We start from the raw sequence: 14044 nt of genomic DNA on the forward strand, positions 1-14044 counted from the left end.
TCCCCACCCACCCATCGGATTCAACCCGACGCGCCCGGTTCGGAGGGGTCTCCCACCTGATGCAGAGGTTTTCTCAGGAACACCTGATCCGTGCCGTCACCCTGGGGCACTCGCTCCGCCTCCGTGTAGCCGCATGCCTCGTACAGGCGGATGTTCGCCTCGCTCAGGCTGCCTGTGAAGAGCTCGGACACTCGCGCCGACGAGGATCTCTCCGCCGCATCCAGGAGCGTGCGTCCGATGCCTTCCCCCTGTACATCGGGGGCGATGGCGATTCGGCCTATCAGCAGAACGCCGTCCGTCTCCGCATACCGGATGGCGCCGACCAGCCGACCGTCCCTGCGTGCGGTCAGGCCGCTTCCGGATCGGAGCTCCGCCTCGACCTCGGACAGCGTCTGGGTGAGGGGCGGCATATCGGCGGAGCCGTAGATCTGTGCCTCCGAGACGAACGCCGCTCGCTGGAGAGTGAGCACTTCGCCGGCATCCGCTTCCGTGATCTTCGCGATCGTCACCTCAGACGTGTCGTCGTCGGCGGAGGCGGTTCGGCTGTCGGAATCATTCGGGCTGTCATTCGTCATCACCTGCGTAACGATCGGGTGCAGCGGGCGGAGGTGTCAACCCCCTCGATCGACGGTGGGAGCTGCCGTACGGTCGTGGCACCGACACGAGGAGGACAAGTCATGGCTGAGAACACGAAGTCGAAGACCAGCGGCGCGTCGAAGCGCGGCGCGAAGACGACACGGCGCCAGAACGCCGAGAAGGGCTTCACGGCATCGGCCACGCTCGCCGCGAATCTCCAGTCCGTGCTCGTCGATCTGATCGAGCTCTCCCTCCAGGGGAAGCAGGCGCACTGGAACGTCGTCGGCCGCAACTTCCGCGACACGCATCGTCAGCTCGACGAGATCATCGATGCGGCTCGCACGTTCAGCGACACCGTCGCAGAGCGCATGCGGGCGCTGCATGCCGTTCCCGATGGGCGCACCGACACCATCGCCGAGACCACCTCACTTCCGGCGTTCCCCATGGGGGAGGTCTCGACCACGGACACGATCGATCTCGTCACCGCGCGCCTGGAGGCTGCGATCAACACGATCCGCGACGTCCACGATGCGGTCGACGAAGAAGATCCGACATCCGCGGACATCCTGCACGCCGTCCTCGAGAGCCTCGAGCAGTTCGCGTGGATGGTCAGCGCGGAGAACCGGACACCCGCAGGCAGCTGAGTGCGGGCGCGGCGAGTCGGCTCAGTCCTCTCCGTCGCGCCGCCCTGCCCCCGTCTCCCGTCGGACCAGCAGGGGCAGCAGCATCCAGAGCAGCAGGATCCCGACCAGGGATGAGACGAGAGCGATCAGGCCGGCGGCACGATCGACGGTGAAGTCGATGATGAGAGTCGTCACTCCGACGGTGAGAGCCGCGATCGCCACGAGGTCGATCTTCACGATCCGCGCCGCGACCCGCACGAGCTCCGGTTTGCGTCGTCGGCCGAACAGCGCACGATGTATGCCCACGGGAGCGAGCGCGAGAATGGTGGCCACCGCCGCGAGACCCACGAGCACGACATACAGGTCTCGCTGGACCACGTCCATGTCCTCGAAACGCGGGGTGAATGCCACGGCCAAGAGAAACCCGGTCAGGATCTGCGTGCCGGTCTGCATGACGCGGAGTTCCTGGAGGAGCTCCTCCCAGTTCCGGTCTGCGCGCTCATTGCGCGTCTCGTCGCGACCATCGACCCGGTCGTCATGCTCCACGGGCGGCCGGGGGCGGTCATCAGCTGTCATCCGCCCAGTCTCTCGGGCGTGCTCCGATCGTGTCTAGCTCCTTGCGCATCGATCGAGAAGGAGGTCGTCATGACTCTTCCACCCATCCGCGAATGGTGGTCCGAGCTGTCGCTCGAGGCGCGGGTCGAGGTGCTCGGCGAGACCGCTCCGCACCTCGGCGAGCGGGCGCGGGAAGAGATCCGTGAGATCACCGGGGCCGTGGTGGGGATGGCCGAGACGCTGTCTCGCGATGATCTCGACTACGCCCGCGCCGAGGCGCGCGCGGAGGTCGACGGCGCCGACACCGAGTGAGCGCCGATCAGCTCTCGGGGGCTTCCTGTTCCTCCCGCAGGCGGGGGACTGTGCGGCGCTCCGGTCGCAGTCCTGACTTGTTCGCGTAGAACGCGCGGATCCGGTCCATGTCGGCCGAGACGTCGCCCGTGAGATCGAGGGTGGGGCCGAGGCCCGTGGTCATCGTGGTGCGGTCGACGAAGCCGAGAGTCACCGGCATTCCGGCCTCTCGCGCGATGCGGTAGAAGCCCGACTTCCAATAGGCGTTGCCGCCGCGCGTGCCGTCCGGAGTGATCACGAGTCCGAAGACGCTCCCCGAGTGCACCTGGGCCACGACGTCGCTCACGACTCGGGCGGGGTCGGAGCGGTCGACGGCGATGCCGCCCAGGCTCCGCATGACCGGACCGCGCCACCCGCGGAAGAGGCTGCTCTTTCCCAGCCAGTGCACCTCGATGCGCAGGCGCCACGCGATGGCGAGCATGAGCACGAAGTCCCAGTTGGAGGTGTGGGGCGCGCCGATCAGGATCGTGGGGCGCGTGGGTGTGCCCTCGGCGGTGAGGGTCCAGCGGCTGAACGTCCAGAACAGGCGGGCGACGAGTCGTGTGAGCACTCGTCAACCGTAGAGGAGTGGTGTTGTCGTTTCCGCGTCGGTCGGCGTGTCGAATTCGACGCCATCGGTGTGCAGCAGGCGTAGCATCGAGGGATGGCCAAGACACAGGACTCCGTCGAGCAGGACGCATCTCTCGCGCTCCAGCCGCTTCCGGACGCTCTGAACCTGCTCGAGAACGACTCCGCCGGTTACTGCAGCGGCGGCGTCTGCCACTTCCCTGCGCCCAAGACCCAGTAGCAGCGCGACGCCGCCGCGGCGGTGATCAGTGCCCGTGCACCGCGCCCGCGACATCGTCAGCGGGCTTGCGAACGAAGGCGCTCAGCGCGACCGCCGCGAGCGAGATGATCGCGGCGATCAGGAAGGCCGTGCGCGCGCCGGGGGCGCCGGCGGCGGCCGTCTCGAGTCCCTCTGCCTCACCGGCGTGAAGGATGGCGGAGTACGTCACCGTCAGCACCGCGACGCCTGCCGCGCCGCCGACCTGCTGCAGCGTGTTGAGCACCGCCGAGCCGTGCGAGTACAGCGAGCGCTGCAGCGACCCGAGGGAAGCCGAGAACAAGGGCGTGAACGACATGGCGAGACCGACCGACATGACGGCCTGGACGATGATGAGCACCCACCACACGGTGTGCTCGCCCACCGTCGAGTAGTAGAACAGGGCGGCGGAGACGAAGATCGTTCCGGGGATCAGCAGGGGCCGCGTGCCGCGCGCATCGTAGACACGTCCCATGACCGGGCCCAGCAGACCCATGAGGACCGAACCCGGCAGGAGGATGAGTCCCGACTGGAGAGCGTTGAGTCCGGCGACGTTCTGCAGGTACTGGGGAAGCAGGGTCAGCGTGCCGAACATCGACAGCGCGAGGATCGTCATGATGATGACGGAGAACGTGAAGTTGACCGAGCGGAACACGCGCAGGTCGAGCAGAGCGTCGTCGATGCGCTGCAGCACCAGCTGCCGCCACACGAACAGCGCGAGTGCGACCGCACCGGCGACGAGCGAGGTCACACCGACGACCTCGCCGGAACCTCCGTGGCCTCCGAACTGGCTCAGACCGAAGACGATGCCGCCGAAGCCGAGTGCGGCGAGCGGGATCGAGATCACATCGAGCGGCACGGCGCGGGTCTCGCCGAGGTTGGTCATCCACTTCGCACCCATCAGCAGCGACACGATGGCGATCGGCAGGACGATCGCGAACAGCGCGCGCCAGTTGAGCGTCTCGAGGACGGCGCCCGCGAGAGTCGGACCGATCGCCGGGGCCAGCGAGATGACGAGGCCCACGCGGCCCATCATGCGACCGCGCGACTGCGGGGGGACGACGTTCATGATCGTGGTCATGAGCAGGGGCATCATGATTCCGGTGCCGGCCGCCTGGATCACCCTGCCGACGAGGAGCACTCCGAAGCCGGGTGCGATCATGGCCACGAGCGTGCCGGTCGAGAACGCGATCATCGCCGCGAGGAAGACCTGGCGGGTGGTGAACCGCTGCAGGATGAATCCCGTGGTGGGGATGACGACGGCCATGGTCAGCATGAACGCGCTCGTCAGCCACTGGCCGAGCTCAGGCGGGATGCCGAGATCCGCGTTGAGGTGCGGGATGGCGATCCCCATCGTGGTCTCGTTGAGGATCGCGACGAACGCCGCGACCAGCAGCAGCCAGATGACCCGCATGTCGCTGCGTGGGATCTCGCCCGGCGCGGTCGTGGGCGGTGTGGTGATCGAACCGGTGTCGACGGCAGACATGCGGCCTCCTGGGCACAGAAGAGAAGAGGGAGGGAGCGCGCGAGTGCGCGGGGACAATTCAGCGTAACCACAGGTTCGGACAGTTCATTCCGGATTCCGGCGAATCCGCTCTCGGCGGAGAGTTCCCCCGAGGATCGGCCCGTGGCGTCCGAGGCGCTGGTTACGCTGACATCATGAGCATGGGTGGGATGCACGGCGGCTTCCGTCGCGTGGACGAAGACACGCAGCGTCGCCTCAACGCCGACGCACCCCGCATCAGCGGGCTCGGGGCGAGAGTGATCGCCCTGTTCAGGCCGTACAGATGGCGCATCGCCGTCACCGGCGTCCTGGTCGTGCTCGGCGCCGGCATCGCCGTGATCCCGCCGCTCATCGTCCAGCGCATCTTCGACGACGCCCTGTTCCCCGTGGACGGCGGCGGACCCCAGCTGGAGCTGCTGATCCGACTCGTCGCTGCGATGGTCGGCCTCTTCCTTCTCTCCGCCGTGCTCGGAGTGGCGCAGACCTGGTTGACGTCGACCGTCGGCAACAGCGTCACGGGAGACCTGCGCGTGCGACTCTTCGAGCATCTGCAGGCGATGGAGCTCGGCTTCTTCACACGCACCAAGACCGGCGTCATCCAGTCGCGGCTGCAGAACGACGTCGGTGGCGTCTCAGGAGTCCTGACGAACACCGTCACGAGCATCCTCGGCAACGTCGTCACCGTGATCGCCTCGCTCGTCGCGATGATCCTGATCGATTGGCGCCTGACACTGATCGCCGTGGTCCTGATGCCGTTCCTCATCATCGTGCAGCGGCGGGTCGGTCAGGTGCGCGCGCGCATCGCGGGCGAGACCCAGGAGTCGCTGTCGGAGCTCACCTCGATCACGCAGGAGACGCTGAGCGTCTCCGGCATGCTGCTGTCGAAGGCCTTCAACAGACAGCGCACCGAGTCGCAGCGGTATCAGGCCGAGAACCGCAACCAGGTGACGCTGCAGGTGCGCAGGGCCATGAGCGGTCAGGGCTTCTTCGCCGTCGTGCAGGTGCTCATGGCCAGCGTGCCCGCGGTCATCTACCTGGTCTCCGGCTACCTGATCGCGGGTGGGACCGGAGCGATCACGGCGGGCACCGTGGTGGCATTCACGACCGTGCAGGCTCGCCTGCTGCAGCCGCTCATGGGGCTCATGCGGGTCTCGCTCGATCTGCAGACATCCTCAGCGCTGTTCGCGCGGATCTTCGAGTACCTCGATCTGGTGCCCGAGATCCAGGATTCGCCCGACGCCATCGCGGTCGGAGCAGCGCCGGGACCGCGCGGTCGCATCGAGTTCCGCGATGTGGTGTTCCGGTACCCTGACGCGGCGCCGGATGCCCGCCCCACTCTGCAGGGTGTGTCGTTCGTCGCGGAGCCCGGGCAGCATGTCGCCTTCGTCGGCCCGTCGGGGGCGGGAAAGACGACGGTTCTCTACCTCGCCCCGAGACTGTACGAGGCGCATGACGGCGCTGTGCTGTTCGCCGGCGCGGACGTGCGTGCGCTCACGCAGGAGTCCATCATCGACGACGTGGGCATCGTGTCGCAGGAGACCTATCTGTTCCACGCGACCATCCGCGAGAACCTGCTGTATGCGAGGCCGGATGCCAGCGAGCAGGAGATGATCGCGGCATGCACCGCGGCGAACATCCATCACGTCATCGCGGCGTTCGAGCACGGCTACGACACTGTGGTGGGGGAGCGCGGGTACCGGCTCTCCGGAGGTGAGAAGCAGCGCATCGCGATCGCACGCGTACTGCTGAAGGATCCGCCCGTGCTGCTGCTCGACGAGGCGACCTCCGCGCTCGACACCGTGTCCGAGCGCGTCGTGCAGGAAGCGCTCGACGAGGCGGCCAAGGGGCGCACGACGCTGACGATCGCGCATCGGCTCTCGACGGTGATCGGTGCCGACATCATCCACGTGATCGAGGCCGGGCAGATCGTGGAGTCGGGCACGCACGCGCAGCTGCTGGCACAGGACGGGCTCTACGCCGAACTCGCCGCACAGCAGGTGGCCGCATCACGGGTGATCGAGACCGAGGCCGTGATCGAAGAGGCCGTCACCGGAGGCGTGGCCGCGGCCCTCACGGACCGCCGCGCGGATCGTGCCCCTCGCGATTCGGCGGGTGCGGATGCCGTGGCGGCGCTGACCGCGCCCGTGCCGCTGCTCGACGCTCCTCGCTCCGATGAGCGGGTGTACCCCGCGGAGATCTGATCCCCGGATCGTCTCGTCGCTGACCCGAGGCGACGGCGTGTGTCAGTGCACCGACAGGCCGCCGTCGATGAAGATCGATTGTCCCGTCACGTACGACGATCCGGCACCCGCGAGGAACACCGCTGCGCTCGCGAAGTCGGAGGGAAGGCCGTTGCGGCCGATCATCGTGCGAGCGGCGAGTGCCGAGATCTGATCCGGGTCCTCCTGGAGCCGTGCATTCAGAGGAGTGAGCACGAATCCCGGCACCAGGGAATTGCTGGTCACCCCGGTGCCGCCCCACGCCTCCGCCTCCGAGCGCATGAGCGACTCCACGGCACCCTTGGACGCGCCGTAGACGCCGCTCCCGACGAACGCGCGATGCGCCTGCTGCGAGGAGATGTGGATCAGCCGGCCGTATCCGCGCTCCGCCATGCCCGGGGCGAACGCCTGGCCGAGGAGGAACGGGGCGAGCGCGTTCACCGTCATGGTGGCATCCCAGTCGGCTTCCGTGATCTCGGCGAACGGCGGGCGGATGTTGATCCCGGCTGAGTGCACCACGATGTCGGGCGCGCCGAACGGCACGGTCGCGGCGTCGGCGACCGCGCGAATGCCGTCGCGGGTACCCAGGTCGCCTGCGACTCCGGCTGCCGCGCACCCGGCATCCGTGAGCGCCTGCACGGTCTCGGCGATGCGGGACTCGCCCCGCGCGACGATCACGGTCGACGCTCCGGCGCGCGCGAGAGCCGTCGCGATGCCCTGGCCGATCCCGGAGCTGCCTCCTGTCACGACGGCCGTGCGTCCTCTGAGCGAGAACAGGTCAGCGAGGTAGTCGGCGGTCCGCTCAGCGGTGTCCGGGATGCGCGGGTCGTCCATGGGGCTCCTGGGTGTGTGGCGGTCACCAGGCCAGTGCGGCGGTGATCGTGGGGTCGGGGTGGGCGTCGGCGAACTCGGGGAGAGCTTCGAGCTCGGCGACGAACGCGGCGACAACAGTGGCGTACTCGGGATCCGGGTGTGTCGCGGCGATGTCGATGAGCGGGGGCAGGTCCATCGCGAGGATCAGTTCGAGTCTGGCGCTGACCGCCTCGGCGGCGCCCGCCTCGTGCAGGATCCGGATGCCGCCGCGCAGCGCCCCGATGTAGTCGCGCAGCACGGAGAGCCGCGCCCGGCTCTGCGTGATCGACGTACCGTCGGCTCGGAGTCGCCAGTGCACCACCACATCGGGGATCACATCGAAGGCGCGTGCCTGCGTGTACATCGACTGGGCGACGAGCTGGTCTTCATAGGCCACGCCTTCGGGAAACCGGAGATCGCGCCACATGTCCAGCCGACTGACCTTCGACCAGGCCACGATGTTCGCGCTGGCGCGCGGATGCTCGTAGATCGTCGTGCCGAGACGCGCCGGATTGGTGGCTGCCGACACCCAGGGCTGGACGCGGCCCGGCGCGTAGCTCCGTCCGTCGAACCTCGACCGCACGTAGGCGCCCGCGACGAAGTCGCTGCCGGTCTCGACGAGGGTTCCCACGAGTCTCTCGAGAGCGGTCGGCGTCAGCTCGTCGTCTCCGTCGAGGAACCCGACCAGCGGAGTGTCGACGGCGTCGAGGGCGACGTTGCGGGCCGCGCCCAGCCCGCGGGAGGCCTCGTGAGCGATGAATCGGAACCGGCGGTCGCCTGCTGCCGCGGCGCGGAATATGGCGCCGGTGTCGTCCTGCGACCCGTCGTCGACGAGGATCGCCTGCCAACGCTGCTCGGTCTGCGCGCGCAGCGAATCGAGCGCATCCGGAGCGAAGTCCGCGATGTCACGCCCCGGCACGATCACGGTCACGAGGGGCGCTGCTGCGGTCACCAGCCGAGTCTATGGCCGAGCCACTGTCCGAGGGTGCACCGGTCGGGCTCACGCACCGCGGACGCTGCGAACGGAATCGGCGACGAGCGTGGCGAGCGTCTCCGGCGCGTCGTCCGGCAGTGCGTCGCGGCCGAAGGTGAAGCGCACGGCAGTCTGAGCGACCTGTGGCGCGATGCCGCACGCGAGGAGGACGTGCGAGGGATCGTCGCTCCCCGCAGCGCACGCCGAACCGCTCGATGACACGACGCCCCGACGTTCCAGCTCCAGCAGCACGGCCTCACCGCTCACACCCTCGAAGGTGAACGATGCGGTGCCGGGGAGCCGCTCTCGAGGATGTCCCGTGAGCGTCGCCTCGGGCACGAGCGCGCGCACTCGATCGATGAAGCGGCGGGTCGAGGCGCCGACGCGGAGGGCGAGGTCGTCGCGCTCCGCCTCGGCCAGTTCGAGCGCGGTCGCGAGAGCGACGGCGCCCGCGACGTTCTCGGTGCCCGACCGACGACCGCGCTCCTGCCCGCCGCCGTGCAGCAACGGCTCCAGAGGCACGCGTCCCCGCACGCCGAGAGCACCGATGCCCTTGGGCGCACCGAGCTTGTGGCCGGCGATCGACACGGCGTCCGCGCCCGAACCCGCCAGCGCCAGCCAGCCCGCCGACTGCACGGCGTCGACGTGCACGGGAACACCTGCCTCATGAGCGACAGCCGTCAGCTCGGACAGTGGCTGGATCGTGCCGATCTCGTTGTTCGCGTGGCCCAGTGCCACCAGCGCGGTGTCGTCGCGCACGACCTTCGCCAGCGACTCCGGAGCGATCCGCCCCGCGCCGTCCACGGGCACGTGCGTCACGACGACGCCGTGGAAGCGACGCAGATACTCGGCGGACTCGAGGATCGACTCGTGCTCGATCGGCGACACCACCAGATGGCGGCGGTCCCGCGCGAGCGCGGCCAGCACGATGCCCTTGACCGCGAGATTGTTCGCCTCGGTGCCTCCCGCGGTGAACACGACATCTCCTGCGCGCATGCCGATGACGCGTGCGACACGTGCGCGCGCATCGTCGAGCGCGCTCGCCGCGGCCTCGCCGACCGTGTGGTGACTCGACGGATTCCCGAAGACGTTCGTCAGGTAGGGAGTCATCGCCTCCAGCACCTCGCGACGGACCGGACCCGTCGCGGCATGGTCGAGGTAGATCATCGGCTCAGTCGATCCGCACGTCGAGGCCGAGGTCGAGGGCGCGGGCGGAATGGGTGAGCGCGCCGACCGAGATCACGTCGACGCCGGTGGCGGCGATGTCGCCGACCGTGGCCAGCGTGACCCCGCCCGAGGCCTCGATCTGAGCGCGATCGCCGATCAGTGCGACCCCTTCGCGCAGATCGTCGAGCGAGAAGTTGTCGAGCAGCACGGTGTGCGCGCCCGCGTCGAGGACCTCTGGGATCTGCTCGAGCCGGTCCACCTCCACCACGACGTGGGTCGTGTGGGGCAGCCGGGCGAAAGCCTCACGCAGCGCCGTCGACAGGTCGACGCCCGAGCGCTTCAGCACCGCGAGGTGGTTGTCCTTGGCCATCACCGCGTCCGACAGCGAGTACCGGTGGTTGTGGCCGCCGCCGCTCACGACCGCATGGCGTTCGAAGGCGCGCAGGCCCGGCGTGGTCTTGCGTGTGTCGGCGATCCGTGCGCGGCTCGTGGCCACCGCGCGCACATAGGAGGCGGTGAGCGTGGCTATTCCGCTCATACGCTGCGTGAAGTTCAGCGCGATGCGTTCCGCGGTCAGGATGCTGCGGGCCGCGCCGCGGACCGAGGCGAGCACGTCGCCCGTCGCGAACTCGGCACCGTCCTCGACGTGCACGTCGACGCCGATGCTCGGATCCGTGAGGACGAAGGCGGCGGTGAAGACGTCGCCTCCGCTGAAGACCCCGGGCTCGCGCGCCACGAGGTCGGCGGTCGCGGTGGAGGCTGCCGGCAGCAGGACGGAACTCGTGAGGTCGCCCCAGGGTGCGTCCTCCTCGAGCGCTGCGGACACGACGCGGTTGATGAGGGGCGGAGTGAGCATCAGACGGTCTCCAAGACGGCGGTGGTGGTTTCGAGGTGGTGCGAGCCCACGGATTCGGTTCGAGCGAGAGCCGCGCGTGTCATCGCGCCGGCGAGCGCCAGCAGGTTCGCATCCTCGTGGTCGACGATGCTCCGCAGCGGGCGAGGCTGCGCCGCCCAGAGTGCGACCGTGTGCGCGGCGCGGCGGAGTCCGGCCGGGGTGCGGATGAGTCCGACCTCGTCCCACATCAGGTGCTGGAGCGCGGAGCGGGAGAACGGCATGCTGTCATCGTCGTCCGGTGCGGGTTCGACGGCCCCGGGGGAGCCTGCGCGGTTCTCGACCGTCGTCGGCCATGGCAGCTCGAGCGCGGCGGCGGCGCGTGCTCCGAAGACCGCGCCCTCGAGCAGCGAGTTGGAGGCGAGACGATTCGCGCCGTGCACTCCCGTCCTCGCCGTCTCGCCGACGGCGAAGAGTCCGGTGATCGACGTCCGTCCGTCGACATCGGTCACGATGCCGCCCATCAGGTAGTGCGCGGCAGGAGTGACGGGGATCGGCTCGGCAGACCAGTCGAAGCCGCGCTCTCTCGTCACGCGATCGATCGTGGGGAATCGACGGCGCAGGGCCGCGCCGCCGATCATGGTCGCGTCCAGTCGCACCGGTGCGCCCTGTCGCGCGGCGCGCCGGGCGATGGCTCTAGCCACGACGTCACGCGGTGCGAGCTCGCCATCGGGGTGGCTCTCGAACACGAACCGTCGCCCCTCGTCATCGAGGAGCGTGGCACCCTCGCCACGCACGGCCTCCGACACGAGGAAAGGCGGCCCCGCATCGAGGATCGTCGGGTGGAACTGCAGGAACTCGAGGTCGGCGACCGCCGCCCCCGCCCGCATGGCAGCGGCGATGCCGTCGCCTGTCGTCCCCTCGGGATTGGTGGTGTGCGCATAGAGGCGACCGGCGCCGCCCGTCGCGAGGATCACCGCATCGGCGCGGAGAATCGACGAGGAACCGCCGATCAGCACGCGCACGCCACGGATCTCGTCGTCGACCACCTCGAGATCCGCGAGAAACGCGTTCTCCACCACGTCGATGCGCGCTGTGCGGGTCGCGGCGACGAGGGCGCTCGCGATCGCGGCGCCCGTCGCGTCTCCGCCGGAGTGCACGATGCGCGATCGGCTGTGGGCGGCCTCGCGTCCACGAAGGAGCGCGCCGTCCGCGGAACGATCGAAGCGGACTCCGCGCGCGGTGAGGTCGTCGATCGCGGCACGGGCGCCTCCCACCAGCACATCCACCGCGTCGGCGTCGGCCAGCCCCCCCGACGCCGCCAGCGTGTCGGCCGCGTGCAGTGCCGGCGAGTCATCGTGACCGTACCCGCCGGCCACACCGCCCTGCGCGAAGCCCGTGCAGCCGTCGCCGAGCGCGCCCTTCGTCACCACGGTCACCGAGTGGCCGCGCTCGCGTGCGTGCAACGCCGCGGTCAGTCCGCCGATCCCCGAGCCGACCACGATCACGTTCATCGGGCGCCCGTCGTCGCCGGGGGCTTGGCCGCCAGCATCCGCTCCAGCGCCACGCGAGCAGGATCCGCGACATCGTCCGTCACGGTGATGCGGTTCGGCGTCCGCCCCGCCACCAGCTCCTCCAGCACCCAGGCCAGATATCCGGGGTGGATCCGATACATGGTCGAGCACGGGCAGACGACGGGGTCGAGGCAGAAGATCTCATGCTGCGGGAACTGCGCGGCCAGTCGGCGCACGAGGTTGATCTCGGTGCCGATCGCAAAGGTCGTGGGTTCGGTCGCGGCGGCGATCGCCCGGCGGATGTGGTCGGTCGAGCCCGCCTCGTCGGCCGCGTCGACGACCTCCATCGGGCATTCCGGGTGCACGATCACTCGCGCGCCGGGGTGCTCGGCCCGCGCCTGGTCGATCTGGTCCACGGTGAACCGGCGGTGCACCGAGCAGAACCCGTGCCACAGGATCACTCGGGAGTCGAGGAGCTCGGACGCGGAGGAGCCGCCGAGCGCCCTGCGAGGGTTCCACATCGGCATCTGCTCGAGAGGCACGCCCATCGCCTTCGCCGTGTTGCGACCCAAGTGCTGGTCGGGGAAGAACAGCACCCGCCGCCCGCGCTCGAATGCCCACTCGAGCACCGTCTGCGCGTTCGAGGAGGTGCAGACGATTCCGCCGTGGCGACCCACGAAGCCCTTGATGGCGGCGGAGGAGTTCATGTACGTGACGGGGATCACCGGCACACGACCGTCCTCGTCCTGCGCGTCGAGGTCTCCGAGCACGTCGGCGAGCTGCTCCCAGCAGTCCTCGACCTGATCGATGTCGGCCATGTCGGCCATCGAGCATCCGGCCGCGAGATTCGGCAGGATCACGGCCTGGTCGGGACCGGAGAGCAGGTCGGCCGTCTCCGCCATGAAGTGCACACCGCAGAAGACGATCGCCTCGGCATCAGGTCGCTGCGTCGCCGCGGTCGCGAGCTGGAAGGAGTCGCCCACGTAGTCGGCGTGCCGCACGACCTCTTCGCGCTGGTAGAAGTGCCCGAGAACGACGACGCGGTCGCCCAGCACCGCCTTCGCCGCACGGATGCGCTCGTCGAGGTCGGCCTCGCTCGCCTCCCGATACGCTGCGGGCAGCTCGCCCTGACGAGGCGCTCCCGTGGGGATCACATCTCCCATGGAGGATCCCGGACCGTACCCCGGGCGGGAGTCGAAGTCCCACGGGCCCGTGGCCAGATCCGTGGTGCACGTGGCGTCGGTCGATTCACCCGACACGATCGACTGGATCGCGTGGTCGACGGAGGGGTCTGCGGAAGGCACGGGGGGAGTCGGGATGACGGTGAGACTCATCGGATGCTCGTTTCCTCGGGGCCGAGCGGGCCGTGATCGGCGAGCTCGACGTCGGTGTTGTATCGGTAGAGGCGTGCAGGACGGTGGCTGCCGGTGCGGAACCGCTCCGTGGGGAGCAGGTTGCCGGCGGACTCGACCTGGCGCCGGAAATTGGCCGGGTCCAGCTGCTTGCGGAGGATCGCCTCGTAGGCCTCTCGGAGTTCCGCGAGCGTGAACTCGGCGGGCAGGAAGCCATGCGCGACGCGGCTGTAGCCGACTTTGCTGCGCAGGCGCCAGAGCGCGTAGTCGACGATCTTGTCGTGGTCGAACGCGAGTGGGGGGAGCTCATCGAGATCGAACCAGCGCACGTTCTCGGGTGCGCGCCCCGATGCGCGGTGCGCCGCGCTCTGGGCGTCGACCTCGTCTTGGCGCAGCAGAGCCCAGTAGACGATCGACACCACTCGCGTGGGGGAGCGGTCGACGGCGCCGAAGGCGTAGAGCTGCTCCAGATAGCTCGGGGTCAGACCTGTGGTCTCGGCGAGGGTGCGGGCGGCTGCGTCGACGGGCGATTCGGCGGCGGTGAGCCATCCGCCGGGCAGCGCCCACTGGTCGGCGAAAGGCTCGCGGGTGCGGAGCACGAGCGGCAACGCGAGCACGGCCGAGCCGTCGCCGGTGCGGCGCAGAGTGAGGATGACGGTCGACACGGCGACGTCGATGCCCGAGCTTTGAGTCATGGCAACCTTAACCTCCTGCATCGATCTTA

General features: G+C 69.2%; 15 protein-coding genes. 4 read left to right on the forward strand and 11 right to left on the reverse strand.

Translation table 11 applies throughout. The features are described 5' to 3' along the window. Positions 1 to 20: 20 nt before the first annotated feature. Entirely contained in the window at positions 21 to 575 is a 555-nt protein-coding gene (locus tag RWO82_RS02975; protein ID WP_314423115.1) for a GNAT family N-acetyltransferase, read from the reverse strand. Positions 576 to 677: 102 nt separating this feature from the next. Between RWO82_RS02975 and RWO82_RS02980 the strand changes: the two genes are divergently transcribed. After that, the gene (locus RWO82_RS02980) at positions 678 to 1220 is read left to right on the forward strand and encodes a DNA starvation/stationary phase protection protein (protein WP_314423117.1); all 543 of its coding nucleotides are present in this window, start codon (positions 678 to 680) and stop codon (positions 1218 to 1220) included. Positions 1221 to 1241: 21 nt separating this feature from the next. On the opposite strand, the gene RWO82_RS02985 is transcribed toward RWO82_RS02980, so the two are convergent. Beyond that, entirely contained in the window at positions 1242 to 1775 is a 534-nt protein-coding gene (locus RWO82_RS02985; protein WP_314423120.1) for a DUF6328 family protein, read from the reverse strand. Between the two features lie 69 nt (positions 1776 to 1844). On the opposite strand from RWO82_RS02985, the gene RWO82_RS02990 reads away from it, so the two are divergent. Beyond that, on the forward strand, positions 1845 to 2066 hold the full coding sequence (locus RWO82_RS02990; RefSeq protein WP_314423122.1) for a hypothetical protein: 222 nt from the start codon (positions 1845 to 1847) through the stop codon (positions 2064 to 2066). Positions 2067 to 2073: 7 nt separating this feature from the next. Here RWO82_RS02990 and RWO82_RS02995 read toward each other — a convergent pair whose 3' ends face one another. Beyond that, a complete protein-coding gene (locus RWO82_RS02995) occupies positions 2074 to 2655 on the reverse strand; it encodes a 1-acyl-sn-glycerol-3-phosphate acyltransferase (RefSeq protein WP_314423123.1) in 582 nt (193 codons plus the stop codon). Between the two features lie 93 nt (positions 2656 to 2748). Here RWO82_RS02995 and RWO82_RS03000 point away from each other — a divergent pair, with 93 nt between their 5' ends. Then, positions 2749 to 2892, forward strand: a complete 144-nt coding sequence (locus RWO82_RS03000) for a hypothetical protein (protein WP_314423127.1) — start codon at positions 2749 to 2751, stop codon at positions 2890 to 2892. 25 nt (positions 2893 to 2917) lie between these two features. Here RWO82_RS03000 and RWO82_RS03005 read toward each other — a convergent pair whose 3' ends face one another. Further along, positions 2918 to 4393 carry an MDR family MFS transporter gene (locus RWO82_RS03005; RefSeq protein ID WP_314423130.1) on the reverse strand — a complete coding sequence of 492 codons (1476 nt, stop codon included), beginning with the start codon at positions 4391 to 4393 and terminating at the stop codon, positions 2918 to 2920. Positions 4394 to 4572: 179 nt separating this feature from the next. Between RWO82_RS03005 and RWO82_RS03010 the strand changes: the two genes are divergently transcribed. Further along, positions 4573 to 6612: an ABC transporter ATP-binding protein gene (locus tag RWO82_RS03010; protein ID WP_314423256.1), complete on the forward strand. Its 2040-nt coding sequence runs from the start codon at positions 4573 to 4575 to the stop codon at positions 6610 to 6612. Between the two features lie 42 nt (positions 6613 to 6654). On the opposite strand, the gene RWO82_RS03015 is transcribed toward RWO82_RS03010, so the two are convergent. The 7 genes from RWO82_RS03015 to RWO82_RS03045 are packed head-to-tail and all read right to left on the reverse strand — an operon-like array spanning position 6655 to position 14015. Then, positions 6655 to 7464 carry an SDR family oxidoreductase gene (locus RWO82_RS03015; protein WP_314423132.1) on the reverse strand — a complete coding sequence of 270 codons (810 nt, stop codon included), beginning with the start codon at positions 7462 to 7464 and terminating at the stop codon, positions 6655 to 6657. A gap of 22 nt (positions 7465 to 7486) precedes the next feature. Then, positions 7487 to 8434: a glycosyltransferase family 2 protein gene (locus RWO82_RS03020; protein WP_314423135.1), complete on the reverse strand. Its 948-nt coding sequence runs from the start codon at positions 8432 to 8434 to the stop codon at positions 7487 to 7489. A 48-nt stretch (positions 8435 to 8482) separates the two neighbouring features. After that, positions 8483 to 9622 carry a cysteine desulfurase family protein gene (locus RWO82_RS03025; protein WP_314423137.1) on the reverse strand — a complete coding sequence of 380 codons (1140 nt, stop codon included), beginning with the start codon at positions 9620 to 9622 and terminating at the stop codon, positions 8483 to 8485. 4 nt (positions 9623 to 9626) lie between these two features. After that, positions 9627 to 10478, reverse strand: a complete 852-nt coding sequence (gene nadC, locus RWO82_RS03030) for a carboxylating nicotinate-nucleotide diphosphorylase (RefSeq protein ID WP_314423140.1) — start codon at positions 10476 to 10478, stop codon at positions 9627 to 9629. Continuing rightward, positions 10478 to 11968, reverse strand: a complete 1491-nt coding sequence (nadB, locus tag RWO82_RS03035; protein WP_314423143.1) for an L-aspartate oxidase — start codon at positions 11966 to 11968, stop codon at positions 10478 to 10480. The genes nadC and nadB overlap by 1 nt, the downstream gene beginning before the upstream one ends. Then, positions 11965 to 13302 carry a quinolinate synthase NadA gene (gene nadA / locus RWO82_RS03040; protein ID WP_314423145.1) on the reverse strand — a complete coding sequence of 446 codons (1338 nt, stop codon included), beginning with the start codon at positions 13300 to 13302 and terminating at the stop codon, positions 11965 to 11967. Before nadA ends, nadB begins: the two co-directional genes overlap by 4 nt. Beyond that, entirely contained in the window at positions 13299 to 14015 is a 717-nt protein-coding gene (locus RWO82_RS03045; RefSeq protein ID WP_314423148.1) for an NrtR DNA-binding winged helix domain-containing protein, read from the reverse strand. The genes nadA and RWO82_RS03045 overlap by 4 nt, the downstream gene beginning before the upstream one ends. Between the last annotated feature and the right edge of the window lie 29 nt (positions 14016 to 14044).

This window comes from uncultured Microbacterium sp. (genome assembly GCF_963521645.1).
Lineage (GTDB): Bacteria > Actinomycetota > Actinomycetes > Actinomycetales > Microbacteriaceae > Microbacterium.

Excerpts from the sequence above, each read along its gene's own strand:
- RWO82_RS02975 (WP_314423115.1), bottom strand. The coding sequence starts at position 575 with ATGACGAATGACAGCCCGAATGATTCCGACAGCCGAACCGCCTCCGCC.
- RWO82_RS02980 (WP_314423117.1), top strand. The coding sequence starts at position 678 with ATGGCTGAGAACACGAAGTCGAAGACCAGCGGCGCGTCGAAGCGCGGC.
- RWO82_RS02985 (WP_314423120.1), bottom strand. The coding sequence starts at position 1,775 with ATGACAGCTGATGACCGCCCCCGGCCGCCCGTGGAGCATGACGACCGG.
- RWO82_RS02990 (WP_314423122.1), top strand. The coding sequence starts at position 1,845 with ATGACTCTTCCACCCATCCGCGAATGGTGGTCCGAGCTGTCGCTCGAG.
- RWO82_RS03000 (WP_314423127.1), top strand. The coding sequence starts at position 2,749 with ATGGCCAAGACACAGGACTCCGTCGAGCAGGACGCATCTCTCGCGCTC.
- RWO82_RS03005 (WP_314423130.1), bottom strand. The coding sequence starts at position 4,393 with ATGTCTGCCGTCGACACCGGTTCGATCACCACACCGCCCACGACCGCG.
- RWO82_RS03010 (WP_314423256.1), top strand. The coding sequence starts at position 4,573 with ATGGGTGGGATGCACGGCGGCTTCCGTCGCGTGGACGAAGACACGCAG.
- RWO82_RS03015 (WP_314423132.1), bottom strand. The coding sequence starts at position 7,464 with ATGGACGACCCGCGCATCCCGGACACCGCTGAGCGGACCGCCGACTAC.
- RWO82_RS03025 (WP_314423137.1), bottom strand. The coding sequence starts at position 9,622 with ATGATCTACCTCGACCATGCCGCGACGGGTCCGGTCCGTCGCGAGGTG.
- nadC (WP_314423140.1), bottom strand. The coding sequence starts at position 10,478 with ATGCTCACTCCGCCCCTCATCAACCGCGTCGTGTCCGCAGCGCTCGAG.
- nadB (WP_314423143.1), bottom strand. The coding sequence starts at position 11,968 with ATGAACGTGATCGTGGTCGGCTCGGGGATCGGCGGACTGACCGCGGCG.
- nadA (WP_314423145.1), bottom strand. The coding sequence starts at position 13,302 with ATGAGTCTCACCGTCATCCCGACTCCCCCCGTGCCTTCCGCAGACCCC.
- RWO82_RS03045 (WP_314423148.1), bottom strand. The coding sequence starts at position 14,015 with ATGACTCAAAGCTCGGGCATCGACGTCGCCGTGTCGACCGTCATCCTC.